Origin of the sequence: Nocardia sp. CA-084685 (assembly GCF_050955785.1) — a bacterium.
In the GTDB taxonomy this organism is placed as follows: Bacteria; Actinomycetota; Actinomycetes; order Mycobacteriales; family Mycobacteriaceae; genus Nocardia.
The window spans coordinates 6,267,004-6,285,231 of record NZ_CP192094.1 but is presented as its reverse complement, the minus strand read 5'-3'; the positions used below and the strand labels follow the sequence as shown (position 1 = coordinate 6,285,231).

General features: G+C 65.1%; 14 protein-coding genes, 1 tRNA gene and 1 pseudogene. 8 read left to right on the top strand and 8 right to left on the bottom strand.

What is annotated here, in order from left to right:
• The first annotated feature begins 330 nt into the window (after positions 1 to 330).
• The 5 genes from ACQP2U_RS27980 (at position 331) to ACQP2U_RS27960 (ending at position 5,843) form a co-directional block, all read left to right on the top strand.
• Positions 331 to 1,656: an MFS transporter gene (locus ACQP2U_RS27980; protein ID WP_433710182.1), complete on the top strand. Its 1,326-nt coding sequence runs from the start codon at positions 331 to 333 to the stop codon at positions 1,654 to 1,656.
• Between the two features lie 89 nt (positions 1,657 to 1,745).
• Complete coding sequence (locus tag ACQP2U_RS27975) at positions 1,746 to 2,630, top strand: dihydrodipicolinate synthase family protein (RefSeq protein ID WP_433710181.1); 885 nt, start codon at positions 1,746 to 1,748, stop codon at positions 2,628 to 2,630.
• Positions 2,631 to 3,102: 472 nt separating this feature from the next.
• Positions 3,103 to 4,230 (top strand): amidohydrolase family protein, encoded by a 1,128-nt coding sequence (locus ACQP2U_RS27970; protein WP_433710180.1) that lies wholly within the window; start codon positions 3,103 to 3,105, stop codon positions 4,228 to 4,230.
• A 70-nt stretch (positions 4,231 to 4,300) separates the two neighbouring features.
• Complete coding sequence (locus ACQP2U_RS27965) at positions 4,301 to 4,588, top strand: putative quinol monooxygenase (protein ID WP_433710179.1); 288 nt, start codon at positions 4,301 to 4,303, stop codon at positions 4,586 to 4,588.
• A gap of 85 nt (positions 4,589 to 4,673) precedes the next feature.
• The gene (locus ACQP2U_RS27960) at positions 4,674 to 5,843 is read left to right on the top strand and encodes an alpha-hydroxy-acid oxidizing protein (RefSeq protein WP_433710178.1); all 1,170 of its coding nucleotides are present in this window, start codon (positions 4,674 to 4,676) and stop codon (positions 5,841 to 5,843) included.
• Positions 5,844 to 5,994: 151 nt separating this feature from the next.
• On the opposite strand, the gene ACQP2U_RS27955 is transcribed toward ACQP2U_RS27960, so the two are convergent.
• The 4 genes from ACQP2U_RS27955 to ACQP2U_RS27940 all read right to left on the bottom strand — a co-directional run bounded on the left by ACQP2U_RS27955 (position 5,995) and on the right by ACQP2U_RS27940 (position 10,622).
• A complete protein-coding gene (locus tag ACQP2U_RS27955; protein WP_433710177.1) occupies positions 5,995 to 6,117 on the bottom strand; it encodes a hypothetical protein in 123 nt (40 codons plus the stop codon).
• Positions 6,118 to 6,344: 227 nt separating this feature from the next.
• Complete coding sequence (locus tag ACQP2U_RS27950; RefSeq protein ID WP_433710176.1) at positions 6,345 to 7,040, bottom strand: response regulator; 696 nt, start codon at positions 7,038 to 7,040, stop codon at positions 6,345 to 6,347.
• Complete coding sequence (locus tag ACQP2U_RS27945) at positions 7,037 to 8,299, bottom strand: sensor histidine kinase (protein ID WP_433710175.1); 1,263 nt, start codon at positions 8,297 to 8,299, stop codon at positions 7,037 to 7,039. The genes ACQP2U_RS27950 and ACQP2U_RS27945 overlap by 4 nt, the downstream gene beginning before the upstream one ends.
• A 91-nt stretch (positions 8,300 to 8,390) precedes the next feature.
• Positions 8,391 to 10,622, bottom strand: a complete 2,232-nt coding sequence (locus ACQP2U_RS27940; RefSeq protein WP_433710174.1) for an MMPL family transporter — start codon at positions 10,620 to 10,622, stop codon at positions 8,391 to 8,393.
• Positions 10,623 to 10,842: 220 nt separating this feature from the next.
• Here ACQP2U_RS27940 and ACQP2U_RS27935 point away from each other — a divergent pair.
• Together ACQP2U_RS27935 and ACQP2U_RS27930 are read left to right on the top strand one after the other, a co-directional pair.
• Positions 10,843 to 11,022, top strand: a pseudogene (locus ACQP2U_RS27935) (acyl-CoA dehydrogenase family protein); the annotation flags it as partial.
• 727 nt (positions 11,023 to 11,749) lie between these two features.
• Entirely contained in the window at positions 11,750 to 15,046 is a 3,297-nt protein-coding gene (locus ACQP2U_RS27930; RefSeq protein WP_433716605.1) for a protein kinase domain-containing protein, read from the top strand.
• Between the two features lie 717 nt (positions 15,047 to 15,763).
• Here the strand turns inward: ACQP2U_RS27930 and ACQP2U_RS27925 are convergent.
• The 3 genes from ACQP2U_RS27925 to ACQP2U_RS27915 form a co-directional block, all read right to left on the bottom strand.
• Positions 15,764 to 16,660 (bottom strand): helix-turn-helix domain-containing protein, encoded by an 897-nt coding sequence (locus ACQP2U_RS27925; RefSeq protein WP_433710173.1) that lies wholly within the window; start codon positions 16,658 to 16,660, stop codon positions 15,764 to 15,766.
• A 64-nt stretch (positions 16,661 to 16,724) separates the two neighbouring features.
• Positions 16,725 to 16,925 (bottom strand): hypothetical protein, encoded by a 201-nt coding sequence (locus tag ACQP2U_RS27920; protein WP_433710172.1) that lies wholly within the window; start codon positions 16,923 to 16,925, stop codon positions 16,725 to 16,727.
• The gene (locus ACQP2U_RS27915) at positions 16,922 to 17,353 is read right to left on the bottom strand and encodes a hypothetical protein (RefSeq protein ID WP_433710171.1); all 432 of its coding nucleotides are present in this window, start codon (positions 17,351 to 17,353) and stop codon (positions 16,922 to 16,924) included. Before ACQP2U_RS27915 ends, ACQP2U_RS27920 begins: the two co-directional genes overlap by 4 nt.
• A 74-nt stretch (positions 17,354 to 17,427) precedes the next feature.
• Between ACQP2U_RS27915 and ACQP2U_RS27910 the strand changes: the two genes are divergently transcribed.
• Positions 17,428 to 17,925 carry a hypothetical protein gene (locus ACQP2U_RS27910; protein WP_433710170.1) on the top strand — a complete coding sequence of 166 codons (498 nt, stop codon included), beginning with the start codon at positions 17,428 to 17,430 and terminating at the stop codon, positions 17,923 to 17,925.
• Here ACQP2U_RS27910 and ACQP2U_RS27905 read toward each other — a convergent pair.
• Positions 17,904 to 17,991, bottom strand: a tRNA-Leu gene (locus ACQP2U_RS27905). The genes ACQP2U_RS27910 and ACQP2U_RS27905 overlap by 22 nt on opposite strands.
• Positions 17,992 to 18,228: the final 237 nt, after the last annotated feature.

Below are 18,228 nucleotides of genomic sequence, written 5' to 3'. Positions count from 1 at the left end.
GATCTGATGGTCGGCGATGCTATCTGTGCGGATCGGGCGTGTCAACGGCTCGCGTTGGGTGGACAAAGCGGGATGGGTCGGCAATCATATGCACCCGACAGGGTAATGAACGGAGCGTTCGAATTTAAAACTTATAGTTCACGAACTTGCTTTGCGTAGTGATACGGCTGAGTGATCAATGGAGGTCCGGGTCGGGACTGGGCAATTGCCTAGGGTGATCGCCGTCACACACTGTCACGATCGACAGCACTCGTGCTGTCGTCCCCGAGGGGTTCGCGGCCATCCGCTCCCTCTTCCTCTTCATTCTCATTGCCCGCGTGGAGTTGTCTTATGTCTGAATCCGAACTGGAGCGCCGACGCCGGCGCACAGTCTCCTGGGTCGTCGCGCTGTCGGCCATCACTCTTGCCTTCGACGGCTATGACCTGGTGATCTACGGTGCGGTGCTGCCCATCCTGCTCGCCGACTCCTCGCAACTGGGTCCACTCGATCCGGCACACGCGGGAACCCTGGGCAGTTACGCATTGGTCGGAGTGCTTGTCGGCGCGCTCGTCGCGGGAAGTCTCGGCGACTGGATCGGCCGCCGCAAGATCATGTTGATCAACTTGGCCTGGTTCTCGCTCTGTATGGGGGCGACAGCCATGACCACGTCGGTGTCGGCCTTCGCGGTCGGTCGTTTCGCGACCGGCATCGGCGTCGGTGCACTGGTGGCTACGGTGGGTCCGCTCGTGGCGGAGTTCGCGCCCGCCGGTCGCGGCAACCGCTACAACGCGATCGTGTACAGCGGGGTGCCGGTCGGCGGGGTGCTGGCATCGCTGGTGACGATCTTTCTGGAAGACGCCGTCGGGTGGCGTGGCCTGTTCTGGATCGGTGTGCTGCCCATCGTGCTGGTGGTTCCGGTGGCCGTCGCCAAACTTCCCGAATCGGTGAAATGGCTGCAAGCGCGCGGGCGTGACGGCCGGGCCCGCGCCGTGGCGCACCGCATCGGATTGCCGCTGGTATCGGAGGAGGCCGTGCCCGCCGGCGGGAACTCGGTGGGGTTCGCCGCGCTGGCGAGTCGATCGTTCGCATGGCCGACGCTGGTGCTGGGCACTATGAGCTTCGCCGGACTGCTGCTGACCTACGGACTCAACACCTGGCTGCCGAAGATCATGTCGGACAATGGCTACGGTAAGAGCTACTCGCTCACGTTTCTGCTGGTTCTCAATCTCGGAGCGGTCGTGGGCGGTCTGTTCGCCTCCGGTTGGGCCGATCGGGTCGGAGCGAAATCGGTTGTGGTGGTGACCTTTCTGGTTGCCGCGCTCTCGCTCGCACTCTTTCCGCTGAAGCTGCCGTTCGTGGCGCTGCTGGGAATTATCGCGCTGGCGGGTATCGGCACGATCGGCACTCAGGTGCTCATCTACGGAATGGTCTCGAATTACTACCCGACGCGGGCGCGGGCCGCGGGAGTGGCGTGGTGCGCCGGGTTCGGCAGGCTTGGTGGCATCGCGGGTCCGGTGATCGGCGGCTTTCTGGTTGGCGCGGGCGCGGGTGGGACGACCGCGTTCTACGTGTTCGCGGTCGTCGCTGTCCTCGCCGCACTGGCCACGTCGTTGGTGCCGCCGCCACCGGAACGCGCTGGACCGCTCGTTGGTGCAGCTGCGCCGGTACCCGCCTGAGCGATGCAAGATGAACTCATCGTATAGTTTAATGACGTATAGTTCAGATATTCGGCACCGGTGCCGTGACAAGGTGGGAGTGGTCAGAGATGTTCACTGGATTGTCGGCGTTCCCACTGACTCCGTTCACGGAGTCCGGCGTGGACGAGAAGGCGTTTCGGGGGCTCGTCGAACGGCTGTCCGAGGCCGGAGTGGATTCGATCGGCGCCCTGGGGTCCACGGGCAGCTACATGTACCTCGATCGGCAGGAACGAAGACGAGTCGCCGAATTGGCTGTCGACGCGGCCGGAGGTACGCCGGTGATTATCGGAATCGGCGCGCTGCGGACACGCGATGTCCACGCTTGCGCGCAGGACGCTCAGAACGCGGGTGCGGCGGGGGTTCTGCTTGCGCCGGTTTCCTACCAGCAGCTGACTTCTGACGAGGTGTACACACTGTTCGAGGAGGTCACTCGGGATCTCTCGGTGCCCTTGTGCGTCTACGACAATCCCGCCACCACACACTTCAGCTTCAGCGACGAATTGCATTCCCGCATCGCGAACCTGCCGAATGTCCGGTCCATCAAGATTCCCGGTGTGCCACTCGATCCGATCGAGGCGGCCACCCGAGTGGCATCGCTGCGCGCGCGAATTCCTGCGGAGGTCACCATCGGTGTCAGCGGCGACGAATTCGCCGCGCGCGGCCTCAACGCTGGTTGCGAGGTCTGGTATAGCGTGCTCGCTGGCGTACTACCCGCGCCCTGTGTGGCGCTCACCAGGGCCGCCCAGTCCGGCGACGCCGACACGGCACTCGAGCTGTCCCATCGATTCGAGCGGTTCTGGCAATTGTTCCGCGCCTACGGCAGCCTTCGAGTCGTCTCCGTGGTCGCCGAGATTCTGGGCTTGGTGACGAATCCCAAGCTGCCTGCTCCGTTGCAAGGATTGGGCGAGGCGATTCGCGGCGAAATCGTGCTGGCCCTCGATGATCTGGGTTGATCGCACCGAGGTTCGCATTCGACCAAGAGGCTGTGCGCGTAGCGACAAGTAATTCCGGCGAATATTCATCAGAGTTCTAGACCTCTGGAAGAACGGAAAGGAGGAATATTCGTGTTCGCCGATATGAGTTCACTGATTTCTCCCCTCCCTGATCGCTATGCCCGGCTCCGTATCGATGCCGCCTTCGTATATACGGCGGATCCTCAGCGTCCGGTCATCGCTAACGGCTCCGTGCTCGTGGGTGAAGCGACCATCCTCGCTGTGGGAACCTCCGCCGAAGTCGATGACATCGAGCGGACCCTGCCGGTGCCAACGGACGGCCACACCCGCCGCATCGACGCACGCGATCGAATGGTGTTGCCCGGCTTGATCAATGACCATTGGCACGAAGCATCGGCACTGCGCGCTCACGCGGGAATGACCGTGGGAAGCGATGATTCGGGTGACGGCCCGAGCCCGTTCGGGAGCGGATATGGGGGCCGTCAGCGTCATCTTCGACGGATTCCGTGCCGTGACAGCCGCGATGCCGCCGGAACTCGCGCGGCTCGCCGCACTCGAATCGTTGACCTCCCAACTTCGTTCGGGCACAACCACGGTCGGCGACTTCGGCTCCATCAATCGGCCGGATGCGCTCGCTGCGGCGGTATTGGAAACGGGTATTCGGGCTGTCGTGACCGCCTACGGAGTCGACGGCGTGTGTACACCGGGGGAGAGCACGTTCGTCCGCACTCAGGACACCGCGGAGGTGCTGTCTCAGACCAGCGTCGTGCTCGAACGCTACAACCGCCATGAGTCGGGGCTTTTGCGGGCAATGCCATCGATCCTGACCCACATATCTGCGAGCGACGAGCTGATGCTCGGCGTGGATGAACTGGCCAGGCGATTCGATACCCCGATCGCCACGCATATCGCGGCATTGGACACCGAGAGTCACACGTCCCGCGAAGTGTTCGGTTGTCGTTCCATCGAACGATGGCATCGGCTGGGACTGCTGTCGCCTCGAATCATCTCCGCACACACCGCATTCGCCGATGACGACGAGCTCGGTTGGCTACTCGACGCCGGTGTGCACATCACACACTCGCCACAGCGATACGGGGCGACAGGCGAGAATGTGATCACCTCGACGAAGCAGATACTTCGCCTGCTGAATGCGAAAGCGCCTGTCTCGTTGAGCACCGATGGTGGTCCACTTCCGGTGGGCGGCATGCCCGAAGCGATGCGGATGGGCTGGCTCGCGTACAACGAGGCCGCAGGCGATTCGACTGTGGTCACCCCGATGCGGGCGCTCTCCATGGCCACACTGCGTGGCGCCGAAGCGCTCGGTTGGGCGGCGGAAATCGGATCGCTCTCCGTGGACAAGAAGGCCGACCTGATCACCGTGCCGATCAACGACTTCCGTTACCGCGGCATGCGCCGCCCGCTCCAATCGTTTCTGATGGCGGGAGGTAGCGGGGACGTCGACATGGTTATCGCCGACGGTCGCGTCTTGGTCGAAGATCGGAAACTCACCTTCGTCGACGAGCGGGAACTCGCGCACGAATTCTTGGCCGCCGCTACCGAATTCGCTCGCGCCCTGGGCGCGGACATCAGTAGCTGAGACGACCGTAGCGTCCAGCAGTACCTCTTTCATTTATCCCACACTAGACAAGACTGGAGAACCTTTACCCATGAGCCTGCACGTTGTCGCCGAATTTCGCGCTATCCCCGGTATGGAGGACCGCCTGCGCGCGGCGCTGGAGGAGATCGCAGCGCCTTCGGCCGCCGAGCCCGGGTGCGTGTCCTACCGCATGTACGTGAATCCGAACGACCCCACCCGGTGGGTGGCGGTGGAGGAATGGGCAGACGACGAGGCCCTCGAGACGCATCTCACGACTCCACACTTCGTGCGCGCCGCGAAGGCACTGGAGGAGCTTCTGGCCGAGCCGCTCGTGCTCCGACGCCTGGTTTCGGCGTGAGCTTGGCAGCTTCGATCATGCTCGCGCCCGCAGCCACTCGACGTCGCTGAGTTCCCAGAAGAAGCGGCAGACAAGGACACCACAGGTGGTACAGCAATACGGTGACTTCCAGCTCGAGATCTACCGGGCGGGGACCGAGGGGATCCTCCCGCGCTATCCCGTCGACTTTCAGACCCTCGAGCACCGGGCGGCCGAGATGCTGCCGGAGTGGATTCTGTCCTACGTGGCGGGTGGCTGCGGCAACGAATACACCCAACGGGCGAACATCGCGGCGTTCGAGAAATGGGGGCTCATCCCCCGCATGTTCAACGGCAAATATGAACGCGACCTGTCGATCGAACTGTTCGGAATGCACCTTCCCACACCATTGTTCACCGTTCCCATTGGTGTCATCGGCCTCTGCGCCCAGGATTTCCACGGCGATCTGCATGTGGCACGCGCCGCAGCCCGCACCGGTGTGCCGGTGGTGCAGTCCACGCTGTCCACCGACCCGATGGAGCAATTGGGTCCCGCGCTGGGCAACACCCCCGGGTTCTTCCAGCTGTACACGCCGAAGGATCGCGACCTCGCGCTCAGCCTGATCCACCGCGCCGAGGCCGCCGGATACCAGGCCCTCGTCGTCACGCTCGACACCTGGGTCACCGGCTGGCGGCCACGGGATTTGAACCGAGCGAACTTCCCGCAGCTGCGCGGATACTGCCTGGCCAACTACTTCACCGACGAAAACTTCCTTCGGCGGCTGGCCGCCAAACCCGAAGACGATGTCTCGGCCGCCGCTGCGGAGTGGGCGAGCCAGTTCGGCTATTCGCTGTCATGGGAGGACCTGCAGTGGATCCGTGAGGCCACGAGCTTGCCAGTCGTGCTCAAGGGCATCAATCACCCCGACGATGTTCGTAAGGCGATCGACCTCGGAGCCGACTGCATCTACTGCTCCAATCACGGTGGGCGACAAGCCAATGGCGGACTGCCCGCACTGGAGACCCTGCCGGATGTCGTAGCCGCGGCCGACGGCACACCGGTGCTGTTCGACTCCGGGGTACGCAGCGGCACCGACGTCGTCAAGGCCCTGGCACTGGGAGCCACCGCCGTCGGCATCGGCCGGTCCTACGCCTACGCCCTCGCCCTGGGCGGCGAAGACGGCGTAGTCCACCACATCAGGTCGATCCTCGCCGAGGCCGACCTGCTCATGGCCATCGACGGCTACCCCACCATCGCCGACCTCCGGTCGGAGGGCGCAATACGCCGGATGAACTGATCACTGAATGCTCTTGCGCGACTACCACTGGGACCGGGCCGCGTCCGCGCAGTCAGGCGATGCGGTGCGCACAATCGGACGCCAACGCGACGAATGTTCGCGGCGAAGCGCCGCCGGGTCGTCGGTAGCCGTCGGAGATGGCGGTGGAGAACTATTCGGTGCGGTCGGCGTCGAACACGGCGATGATGCTGCCGCCGAATCCTCCTTCCACCATCCGGGTGCCGTAATCTCCTGCCGCACAGGGATATTCGACGGCAGCATTGGAGTTCCGCAATGCGCACCTCGAAATCGACGCGTAGGGTGTCATGCGCGGCGGACAGGATCGGGCCAGTAGGTCGAGATACAGCTCCGCGAACTCGTTACGCTGAGCATCGTCGAGATAGGGAATGGCCAGCCCCGGCGGTTCGCAGAGAACGTGTCCAGCGGGCGGTGCTCAGGCGTGGAACACAGGCGCCCGATTGCGTCTGCACAATTGAGCGCCTGGATCCGTTACGGCGGAGGCTATTGGCGTGTACCGGTGCCGTTTTGCCGTGGGGGCTCGATGCGCACCAGTCCGGATTGGAAGGCGATGACAACGAGTTGGGCTCGGTTCTGCACGCTCACTTTCGACATGGCCCGCTGGACGTGGGTGCGCACGGTCAGCGGGCTGACGTACATCTTCTGGGCGATCTCCTCATTGGACAGGCCCTGCGCGACCATGGCGACGACTTCGCGTTCGCGGGCGGTGAGGATCTCGAGGGATTCGGCTGCGCTGACACGGCTTTCGGGGCGGGCGAGGTAGCGGGCGATCAGGGTGCGGGTCGCGGTGGGCGACAGCAGCGCGTCACCGGCGGAGACGGCACGGATGGAACGCAGAAGTTCTTCCGGGCCGACGTCTTTGCCGAGGAACCCGCTGGCGCCCGCGCGCAGGGCCTGTGCCACGTACTCATCGAGTTCGAAGGTGGTGAGGATCAGCACGCGGGTGCCGTGCAGTGCCGGGTCGGCGCAGATCTCCTGGGTCGCGGCGAGGCCGTCCACGCCGGGCATGCGGATGTCCATGACCACCACGTCCGGTTGCGCCGACCGTGCCAGTTCAACTGCCTCGCGCCCGTTTGCCGCGATGCCGACCACCTCCATGTCCTCGGCCGAATCGATCAGCAGCCGGAAGGTACCGGCGAGCAGGGCTTGATCATCGGCCAGCAGTACCCGGATGGTCATGTCTTGTCCTCGCGGTCGGGGGTTTTCGGCGGTTCGAGGGGTGGCGGTTCGAGGGGCAATTCCGTGGTGACTTCGAACCCGCCGTCGGGCCTGCGCCCCGCGTGCAGCTGCCCGCCGACCGAGACGGCGCGCTCGTTCATACCGATCAGCCCGTAGCCCTGGTGTTCTGAGATGTTGCCATCCCAATCCGGTTCGCCGCCACCGTATTCGGCCGCCGGACCGCCGCCGTCGGTCACGCTGATCGTCAGCAGCAGCCGCGAATAAACCAGCCGCACGGTCGCGGCCGCGCTGCCGGCATGCTTGGTGACGTTGGTGAGGGCCTCCTGGATGATTCTGTACGCGGTCAGGTCCGCGCCCGGGGAGAGCGGCCGCGGCGCCCCGGTGATCGATAGCGACAAGGTGAGGCCGGTCCGCTCGAAAGACGTGAGCAGATCGGGCAATTGGGCCAGTCCCGGCGTCGGTTCCAGCGGCGCGTCGGAGCCATCGTCCCGCAATAGCCCCACGGTGGCCTTCAGTTCCCGCAACGCCGCGGAGGTGGTGCCCGCCAACTGATCGAGCATCTCCTGCGCCTGATCCGGCTGACTACGCAAAAGATATGCGGCGGTGGAGGCTTGAGCGTGTGCCAGGGCCATGTGGTGGGCGACGATATCGTGCAGTTCGCGGGCGATCCGCAGCCGCTCCTCACCGACCCGCTGCCGGGCCTCCTCCTCGCGGGTGCGTTCGGCCAGTTGGGCGCGCGCGTGCAAGGCTGCCAGATAGTTTCGCCGGCTGCGCCCCGCTTCGGCGAACGCGCCCGCCACCAGCGCCGCCGCGACCAGCGTGACGCGCCCACCGGTCACCACCGGCACGAAATTGTGAAAGAGGGAGGTAACCAGCAACACCGCGCCGGAGATCACCGGCGCGACCTTGGCGGTGTACAGATCCGGCGACCAGAGCCCCAGAGAATACGCGGCGACGAACGCCGCCCCCGTAGTGAATACCGAAATCTCGAAACCCAGCGCGCCGATCACGACCCCACAGATGGTGGTAACGACAAGTACCGTGCGCGGAAACCGCCGCCGCCACAGCAACGCGAGCGAGGCCAGCGCCGACAAACCGAACACTGCCAGCGACGCCGACCGGACAACTACCGGCCCCTCCGCAGGACCATGATCGGCCAACCTGCTCGCATAGGTGGCGAAAGCACACAGCAGCACGGCGATGACCACGTCGACGGCGCGACTGTGCCGGCGCGGCCACTGCGACCATTCCGTGGCCATTTTCCTCCTCAGTCTCAGTGCACCCTAATCGGCGGGTCCCGAAGCGACCGGTAGGCCGCCTGTCCAGGGCGGCCTACCGATGCCTTTCCACTCAGGCGCGGGCGGATTCGAGTTCCTGGACCGGTTCGGCGGCCGGGGCGCGGTTCAAGCTCTCGCCCTCCACATCTACATTCGGCAGGATTTTGGCCAGCCAGCGCGGCAGCCACCACGCCTTGTTGCCGAGAAGTGCGAGCACGGCCGGGACCAGCGTCATCCGGACGATGAAGGCGTCGAAGAAGACCGCCGCCGCCAGTCCCAAGCCCATCATCTTGACCATGGGTTCGCCGCCGCCGATGAAACCGCCGAACACCGCGATCATGATGGCCGCCGCGGCCACCACCACTCGCGCGCTGTGCCGGAATCCGGTGACGATGGCGTCCTGCGCGCTCTGTCCGTGGGCGAAGGCCTCTCGCATCCGGGTGACCAGGAAGACCTCGTAGTCCATTGCGAGTCCGAATACCACGCCGATCAGGAAGATCGGCATCATGCTCATCACTGGTCCGGTCTGCTGGACTCCGATGAGGTCGGCGAGCCAGCCCCACTGGAATACCGCGACGATCACGCCGAAGGCCGCGCCCACTGAGAGCAGGAAGCCCAGTGCCGCCTTGACCGGGACCGCGATCGAACGGAACACGACCATCAGCAACAGGATGGCCAATCCTGCCACCACCGCGAGATAGGGCAGCAGCGCGTCGGCCATCTTCTGCGAGACGTCGATATTCATGGCGGTCGCACCGGTGACCAGCATGGTCGCACCGGTAGTGACCTTCAGATCGCTTGCCGCACCGCGCAATTCGTGCACGAGATCCTTCGTCGTGGTCGACGACGGACCCGTGGCGGGCACCACGGTGAGCATGGCGGCGTCACCGGCCTGATTGAACATCGCCGGCGAGACCGAGACAACCCCTTCGGTCGCCGCGAGCGTCCGGCTCGCCTGCTCGACCGCGGCCTTCGGGTCGGCTACGCCCTTGACATCCATCGCGATAGTGAGTGGGCCATTGAAGCCGGGGCCGAAGCCGGCGGCCAGTGCATCGTAGGCGCGGCGCTGGGTCGTTGAGGTCGGCTGCGATTCGTCACCCGGCATGCCGAGTTCGAGGCTCTTCACCGGCAGGGCCAGCGCACCCATGCCGACCAAGCCGATGAGGAGCACCGCCACCGGGCGGCGGATGATGAATGCGGCCCAGCGCATGCCCATGTTGGGTTTATCGTCCTGAATCGGGTCGGCCGCCAGCATATCTCGCGCGTTCGATGCCTGAGCGGCAGTGGCCTGCGCCTTGCGGAAGGCCCGCGGCATCACCGCCCGCTGGAAGAACCCGAGCAACGCGGGCAGCAGCGTCAGCGCGATGGTGACGGCAATGGCAACGGTGCCCGCCGCGGCCAGACCCATCTTGGTCAGCGCCGGAATCCCCACCACCGCCAGTCCGGCCAACGCGATCACCACAGTGAGCCCGGCGAAAACCACCGCGGATCCAGCCGTTCCGACGGCCCGGCCGGCCGCCTCCTCCGCACTGTGGCCCTCGGCGCGTTCGGTCCGGTACCGGGAGACGATGAACAACGCGTAGTCGATGCCGACCGCGAGCCCGAGCATCATGGCCAGAGTCGTTGTCGTGGTAGACAACCCGATCGCCACGATCGCGGCGATACCGACACCGATCCCGATCAGCGCGGTGAGCAACGGTAGCCCGGCGGCCGCGAACGCACCGAAGGTGATCATCAGGACAACGGCCGCGATGGCGATGCCGATAACCTCGGTCGCACCGCCCATTTCGGGCTTGGCCTGCAGCGCGGACCCACCGATCTCCACGGCCACTCCGGCGGCCTTGCCGGTGTCGGCCGCGTTCGTCAGCGCTGTCTTGGTGGAGTCGGTGAGGTTGTCACTGGTCGCCCCGTAACTCACGGTTGCATAGGCGGTCCGGCCGTCTCTACTGACCGCTCCGGTCTGGAACGGATCGAGCACGCCCTTCACCTGCGCGCCCCCCGCTACGTCCGAGACGATCTTCTCGACCGCCGCCTTGTTCACCTCCGACCCGATCTGCTGGCCCTCGGGCGCCACGAAGACGATCCGTGCTTGCGCGCCATCGGACTTTGTACCCGGGAAACGTTCGCCGAGCAGGTCGAACGCCTGCTGAGATTCGGTCCCCGGAATGGAGAACGAATCCGGCGGCGGAGTAGGCGCATTCACCGCCCCCGCCACCACAGCCGCCATAACCCCCAACCACAGCAGCAGGACCACCCGCCGCTTCTCGAACGCGAACCGACCGAGTCGGTACAGGAATTTCGCCATGCCGCCATGCTCCTTCGACGGCCCGGTAATCGGCATCGTCTGTGCGCAGGCCATCCCACGTACTGCGAACGCAGTACGTGGGATGGTCACGTACTCGATCCGCAGGATCCTCGGCGATCGGGCGACATGGAATTGACGGCCGGGCGGCCGACATAAATCGGGATCAATAACTGGAGACGCCGTTTTACGGGCAGTCGAGTCGCCGTCGATGTAGCTCGTAGATGCTATTCAGGTTCATGGCGGGTATGGCTTCATCCGCAGTCTGTCCGACGATGGGCGAGTCAATCCGCTCGAGGCGATCTGGCGTGACAGCAAAATCGGCGAGATCTACGAGGGCGCGAACGAAGTACAACTGTGGAGTATCGCTCGCGTCGCACGCGGGCGCGACCTGACCGGATAGCGGGAGCCGAATCCGGCCGCCTCGCCCGGTCAACAATGGCTTCAGCGGTCGACGAGGGCGAGGGCCGTCCACTGCACGAGATGCGGGTCGTTCGGCGGCGTCTTTTCGATCGAAGGCGTATGTCAGGGCGATCCCGCGCATGCTTGTATTGAGCAGTTCACGTGCACGCGGATAGTCCGGATGCCGGCTGATCTCGCGGCCGAACATTGAGTCTGTCGTGGCTCGAATCTTGCAGTACAACGTTCGCTCTTGGTACTCCAGTGCCGCTGCAACGAATCTGGCATGAGTACGCGCAGGCGCCGGTCAAGTTCCTGGCCGCGAGCATCACTCAACGCGTCCATCAGATCACCGAGATGCTTTCGTGCCTGGTCGAATACGAGCGCTTTGGCCGCGATCCGACCCCTATCACCCACCGCCGACACGCCATAGACGAGATCGCGGTCGGGCACCCGAACGAGCGGGTCGGCCGGTGCCGGACCATGGATCAACTTCGCCAACGGCACCTGCGGAAAAGCCAACAGCGGGATCATCGGCCACCACCCGCCAACACACCCGCCCGACCGCGGGAATCGACCCCACCAGCTAGCACTCTTGCCGACACGCCTGCCACAAAATATTGCAGGTCAGGACAGACCCTCAGTTGGCTGCAGATACGGGGGCCAACGGCGACGCCACTGCACTGGTCTGGCGCTATATGCTGAGGTACACCATCGAGCAGGACCTGTATATGGGTGAAATCGACTCGTTCAAGACTCAGCGCGAGGTGATCTCCACGGTCCCGGTGGAGCTGGCGGAAGCTGGATTCGCCGACGCCGAGGAGATCGGTCGCGGCGGCTTCGGCGTGGTGTATCGGTGCTCCCAGACGGCCTTGGATCGGACTGTGGCGGTCAAGGTTCTGACCGCCGACCTCGCGGAGGGCAACCGGGAACGGTTTGTTCGGGAGCAGCGGGCGATGGGCCGGCTGACCGGGCACCCGAACATCGTGGCAGTACTGCAGGTCGGCACCACCGCATCCGGTCTGCCCTATCTGGTGATGCCCTACTATCCGCAGGATTCCCTCGACGCCCGAATCCGTCGTTACGGTCCGCTGTCGGTGCAGGAGTCGTTGCAAGTGGGGGTGAAGGTTGCCGGGGCGCTGGAGACCGCGCACCGGCTCGGCATCGTGCATCGGGATGTCAAGCCCGCCAACATCCTGATCACCGATTACGGTGAGCCGGCACTGACCGATTTCGGGATCGCGCGTATCGCCGACGGATTTCGTACCGCCACGGGCACGATAACGGGTTCGCCGGCGTTCACCGCACCGGAGGTGCTGGCGGGAGAACAGCCGACCGCGGCGGCCGATGTCTATGGTCTGGGCGCTACCTTGTTCGCCGCGTTGACCGGGCATGCGGCGTTCGAGCGACGCAGCGGGGAGCAGATGGTGGCCCAGTTTCTGCGGATCACCACGCAGCCGACGCCGAATCTGCGCGAGCACAGCATCGACGAAGAGATCTCGACCGCAATCGAACATGCCATGGCCCGCGCTCCCGAGCAGCGGCCCGCCGCGGCGGCCTTCGGCGAGCAGTTGCAGCAACTGCAGGTCGAGCGCGGGTGGCCGGTCGATGAGATGGCGGTGCGGATCACAACGGGTGCCGAGCAGCCAGACAGAACCCCGATTCCATTGATTCCACTTGCCACCGGCCGCTCGCCGGTTCGGGGGCCCGCACCGTCTGGTTCGCGGGTCAGCGCACAGGCGTCTCTTCCTCTAGAGCTGACGAGCTTCGTCGGCCGCCGCGCCGAATTGACCGAGGCCAAGAGCCTGCTGGCGAGCTCGCGGCTGGTGACGTTGACCGGGATCGGTGGGGTGGGCAAAACCCGGCTGGCGTTGCGGGTCGCGACCGGTGCGCGACGCGACTTCACTGACGGGGTGTGGTTGGTCGAGCTCAGCGAGCTGCACGATGGTGGCCTGCTGCCGGGGGTGATCGCTGCCGCTGTGGGGTTGCGTCCGCGGGGACAGTCGGTGCTCGATGTGCTGATCGAATATCTGGCGCCAAAGCAGTTGCTGCTGGTGCTCGACAATTGCGAACAAATCGTGGATGCGGCAGCGAAGGTTGCCGAGACTCTGCTGCGGGCGTGCCCGGGGCTGCGGATCCTCGCCACCAGCCGCGAGCCGCTGGGCATCGGCGGGGAATCCGTACTGCGGGTGCGGCCGCTGACGGTTCCCGATCCAGATCGGGAACCGTCGCTGCGGGGTGCGCCCCGCTACGACGCGGTCAGCCTGTTCGTCGAACGAGCCGCCGCCGCGGTGCCCGGCTTTGCGCTCACCAAGGACAACCTCGCCGCGGTGGCCGAGATCTGCCGCCACCTCGACGGGCTGCCGCTGGCCATCGAGTTGGCGGCAGCCCGGCTGCCAGCACTGTCACCCGAACAGATCCTGCAACGGCTCACCGACCGGTACGCGCTGCTCACCCGCGGCAGCCGCAGCGCGCCGAGCCGCCAGCAGACCCTGCAGTGGTGCATCGACTGGAGTCACTCGCTGTGCACCCCGGCCGAACAGCAGGTGTGGGCCCAGCTGTCGGTATTCGCCGGCAGTTTCGAACTCGACGCCGCCGAACAGGTGTGTCGAGGCGACCTCGGAGCACAGGATCTGCTCGATGTGCTCACCGCCCTGGTCGAAAAGTCCATCCTGAATCGCGAGGAGTCGGAGTCGGTGGTGCGGTTCCGGCTGCTCGAGACGGTCCGTGACTACGGCCGCGACAAACTCGACGAAGCCGGCGAATACCTGGAATTGCGGCGCCGGCACCTGGACTGGTATCGGCAGCTCGCCGAGGACGCCGAGGCCGATTGGATCAGTCCCCGCCAGCTCGACTGGATCGCCCGCCTCGACCGCGAACAACCGAACCTGCGCGAGGCATTGGACTTCTGCTTGACCGACACCCGAGCAGGATCCGACGCCGCGTTGTCGTTCGCGGCAGCCCTGCAACTGTTCTGGTTCTCCCGAAGCCAGCTCGGTGAGGCTCGGCACTGGCTCGACCGCGCCCTCGCCGGCGCACCCGCCACTGCCACGCCGGCACGCGCCAAGGCACTGTGGCGAGCCAGCCTGGTGACCGAATCCCAGGACGATCTCCCCGCGGCATCCGCACTGGTCAGGCAGGCGCAGGCGCTCGCCGAACAGACCGAGCATCCGATCGTGCACGCGTTCGTGAACCTCACCCAAGGTCTGCACGCGGTCCGCATCGCTGACTCTGCGCGCGCCCGCGCTCCCACGGAGGCGGCCCTCGAGACGTTCACTGCACAAGGCGAGGTCTACGGGCAGGTCTGGGCCCTGCTCGGGCTCGGATGGGTGCACACATTCCGGGAGGACAGCGCAGCAGCTCTCTCGTACTTCGAGAAGGCCCTCGCGATCATCGAATCCCACGGCGAATCCGCACATCGATCATATGCCTTGTGGGGGGCGGCGATTGCCGCGTGGCGCCAGGGTGATCGCGACCGTGCGCTACAGTTGCTGCGGCAGGAGTTGCAGCTGGCCAGACAACAGAAAGACCTGCTCATGGCCGCGATAGCCCTGGAAGGTCTGGCTTGGGTCGTCGGCGCCGAGGGCAGCGCGCGACGCGCCTCGGTGTTGCTGGGCGCCGCGCAGGCACTATCTCAGGCGATTGGCGGCTCTTCCATACTGTTTGCGGGCCTGGCGGTCCACCATGAGGACTGCGAGCGAGCCGTCCGTCGCACGCTCGGCCAGCGATCCTTCGAGGCCGCCTACCGCGAAGGCGCCGCACTCGATCTCGACGCCGCGACCGACTACGCCCTAGGAGAGCAACCAAGGGCCGCGGCTGCTGATCCGGCGAAGCTGACCAGACGGGAGCAGGAGGTTGCCGACCTCGTCGCCGACGGCCTGACCAACAGGGCCATCGCCACCCGCCTGGTCATCTCGCTGCGCACCGCTGAGGGACACGTCGAACACATCCTGACCAAACTCGGATTCACCTCCCGCGCCCAGATCGCCGCCTGGGTCGCCGAGCGGAGCCGACCCGCACACGGTTGAAGGTGTCGGACTGGGTCATCCCTTTGAACGATCGGCGAGATCACCCCACGCCGCCCGTGTGATCCGGCCACTCTGTACGCGTCCTCGGAGCGGGCGAAACGCGGACGACTGTCCAGAGGAAAGCCATGCCGATGAAGCCGAGCCCGGGGTGACGCCGGAACTGATGCCGACGAGGCCATCTTGGCCTGCTGTTTTCATGCCGAATGCCATCTCGGTTGTCGGGCGAGCAGCGTGGGCCGCAAAGCGTGGGGTGGGTCGAGGAGGACGTCGTAGAGTGTGGTGCGCCGGGTCACCTGCCTGCCGAGTTCGCCGACCGTCGCCGCCGGTTCGGCTTCATAGAGTCGCCGGCCGTGGGCGGCGCCGGCGGCCTGATGTTCTCGTCCATGAGGGTGCCGACGACGTCGTCGACTCCGGCCTGCAGCAATTGCCGGACTCCGGATATGCCGGTCTACACCCACGATGCCTGGAACGCAACGACTCCTCGAAGCCTTCGCCGCTGCCCGCTGCGGCTGCGGTGGCCGAGGAGACGCACTGATCCCGCGGGACTCAGCACATGGGACCGACCATGGTCTTGACTGTCAACTTTCGTGCACAGCCTCTCCCGAGATGGCCCAGCAGGCAGGCAGGATTCCCGCCCCGCGCAGGAGCGTCACAACAGTCCCTTGAATACGTTCCGTCGACGGGTGAGCCCGGTCAGCGAGCTTGCCGCCGGCTCCTTCAGTGTGGTTGGGAGAACTTGGGGCCGGAGTAGCGAGTCCGGATCGCGGTGATCAGCTGAACGTGCTGATTTTGTGTCACGTCCGCCACGCAGAGGCGGTAGCTGCCCAGTTCTTCGGTCGCGGGGTTACGCGCGTGCAGGAGGTGGTTGGTGTCACGGCCGTAGGCGACGTCGATGGTGCCGGACCACAATTCTTGAAAGTCCTTGTCGGAGTGAAGCCGTCGTATGAGGGCATGTGCTTGTTCGCTGCCGCGGTAGCGTGCGAGAGCGCCTTTGATGGTGGCGACGGAGTAGGCGGCTTCGCTGCGCCATTGGAGGAGGACGGTCCGGGCGATCGGGCTGAACAGCCATGCCGGGATGCACTTGGTTTCATTGAGGTCAGGTGTGAGTGACCAGAATAATCCGTTGCAGGCCAGTACATTCCACATTGGATCCACGTAGGCCGCGAGTACTCCCCGTACTTCGAGGTCATGGAGGTAGGCCATGAGTCCGACATTCTCGTTCACGCACTGACGAAGGTTCTCCACTGCCGGGAGATCCTGTGCGGGAGTCCGTAGGTCCCATAGGTGACGCGCCAGCACCGGTGTGAGTTTGTAACCGGCGATGATCATTTCGAGTGTCTCGATGGATGGGGTGCGTTCGCCGCGCTCGATTTGGCTGAGATAGGAGGGGCTGATCCCGTGCCGTGCATGAGCGGTGACGCGGGATAGTCGCAGGTGATCTCGGATTAGGCGCAATGTGGTGGGTAGGGTCGGGAGATGTTGTTGCGGTGTGTATCTGGGCTTGTTGGGCCCGTGGTGACGGGAGTGCCGAGTCAGGGGTAGCTCCTCGCCTGTCGGCTGCCTTCCGTCGTGGGGAGGACTCAGGTAGGCTGAGCGGTTCGTTTTGAGGTCCATGGACCGAGTCTTGACATCCGGGCGGTGACCGTCAAGATCACTACGGGGACAACGTGTCCTGGGGCTATCTGCGAGAGTGTGTGTTGTAGGTGCGCAGCGTGCCCGCCGACAACCGCGCTTTCACCTTGGGGATGACCTCGCCGAAGGTCGGCACCGCCGCACCGGTGGTGATGAGATCGGCGGGAGAGATACCCATCTGGGTCAGCAGCACTCGCGCGGCGGCAATGGTCTCGGCGTTCGCCGCAGGCTGAGTCAGTGTCGTCATCGCCGCGCCGCCTCGAGGACGCGCAGGCTCGCGGCACACAACTCGTCGAGCGCGGCGGGCGGATGGATCAGCAACTGGTTGCGGGTGCGGTGCCCTATCAGCAGGGCACGGTCTCCGATGAACAGGCTCACCCGGCGCCGCAGCCGATACGGGATACGGAAGAATCCGCCCGCGGTGACAAGGACCGGCCCATCCGCGGCCGGGCGGGCCAGCAGCACACCCGCATCCAGGCAGCTCAACTCCAGGCGAGTTCCCGGCCGCCAGTCCAGGGCCGCGTAGGCGTGCTTGTCGATGACGCGTCCGGCTTCCCCGACGGTGCACATCCCGTAGACGACTTCACTGTTGGCGACACGCGTCGCGGTCGTGGACAGGGGGCCGTGGATGAGTTCCTGCAGCGGTGACTGGGGCGGGATGACGGGTGTGATCACCGTCGATCACCCCCGCCAGCAAACATTCCCGAGGGTGCCGCAGAGTCGATTTCCGGCAGATGTGCCACATATCGGTGCAGGTCAGAGCATGGAATCACTGGTCAACCGATGGCTGGCTGGCGAGCCTTTTCGACCGCCGACACCGCGACAACACCATCGCGGCCCTCGTGGCCGCCCACGATACCGATGACACCGACACCCATCGACGGATGCTTCGACAACGCGTCACCGACGCCGAAGCTCGACTCGCGCGCCACCTCGCCGCCATCGAGGTCGGAGTCGATCCACAAGCCCTCGTCGCGGCTATGAACACGGCACAAGCAGACAAAGCGGCAGCCGAAGCCGAGTTGAAGAGCCTGCCCAAAATCCAGCGGCTCACCGACACCGAAATCCGCAAGTTGATCGACTCGCTCGGCGACGTCCGCGCCGTCCTCACAGCAGGAGACCCAGTCGACAAGCTGCAACTGTATCGAGCACTGGATCTACAAGTGCGCTACAAGCACCAACAGCAACTCGCAATCGTTGGTGCCACCCCCTGTGGGGTTAGCACTGGTGTCCGGAGGGGGACTTGAACCCCCACGCCCGATAAAGGGCACTAGCACCTCAAGCTAGCGCGTCTGCCATTCCGCCACCCGGACCGGTGTTGCTGAGCAAGGGTAACGGATGGGTGGGGAAGTGTTGAAATCGGTTGGGTTCAGTGGGTGCCGGTGATTGTTTGCATCACTGGGCGCCAGGTCTCGACGGGGTCGCCGCTGCGTCGGGCATATTCCCGATGTCGGCGCATCCGCTCAGCAGGTTCAGCAATTCGTCGACGGTGGCGACGGATACTGCGCCCCATCTCTCCAGGTGAATGGTCTGATCAGCATGTCGTCCGC

Coding starts and splice junctions, on each gene's coding strand:
- ACQP2U_RS27980 (WP_433710182.1), top strand. CDS start 331: ATGTCTGAATCCGAACTGGAGCGCCGACGCCGGCGCACAGTCTCCTGG.
- ACQP2U_RS27975 (WP_433710181.1), top strand. CDS start 1,746: ATGTTCACTGGATTGTCGGCGTTCCCACTGACTCCGTTCACGGAGTCC.
- ACQP2U_RS27970 (WP_433710180.1), top strand. CDS start 3,103: ATGGGGGCCGTCAGCGTCATCTTCGACGGATTCCGTGCCGTGACAGCC.
- ACQP2U_RS27965 (WP_433710179.1), top strand. CDS start 4,301: ATGAGCCTGCACGTTGTCGCCGAATTTCGCGCTATCCCCGGTATGGAG.
- ACQP2U_RS27950 (WP_433710176.1), bottom strand. CDS start 7,040: ATGACCATCCGGGTACTGCTGGCCGATGATCAAGCCCTGCTCGCCGGT.
- ACQP2U_RS27945 (WP_433710175.1), bottom strand. CDS start 8,299: ATGGCCACGGAATGGTCGCAGTGGCCGCGCCGGCACAGTCGCGCCGTC.
- ACQP2U_RS27940 (WP_433710174.1), bottom strand. CDS start 10,622: ATGGCGAAATTCCTGTACCGACTCGGTCGGTTCGCGTTCGAGAAGCGG.
- ACQP2U_RS27930 (WP_433716605.1), top strand. CDS start 11,750: ATGGGTGAAATCGACTCGTTCAAGACTCAGCGCGAGGTGATCTCCACG.
- ACQP2U_RS27925 (WP_433710173.1), bottom strand. CDS start 16,660: ATGGACCTCAAAACGAACCGCTCAGCCTACCTGAGTCCTCCCCACGAC.
- ACQP2U_RS27920 (WP_433710172.1), bottom strand. CDS start 16,925: ATGACGACACTGACTCAGCCTGCGGCGAACGCCGAGACCATTGCCGCC.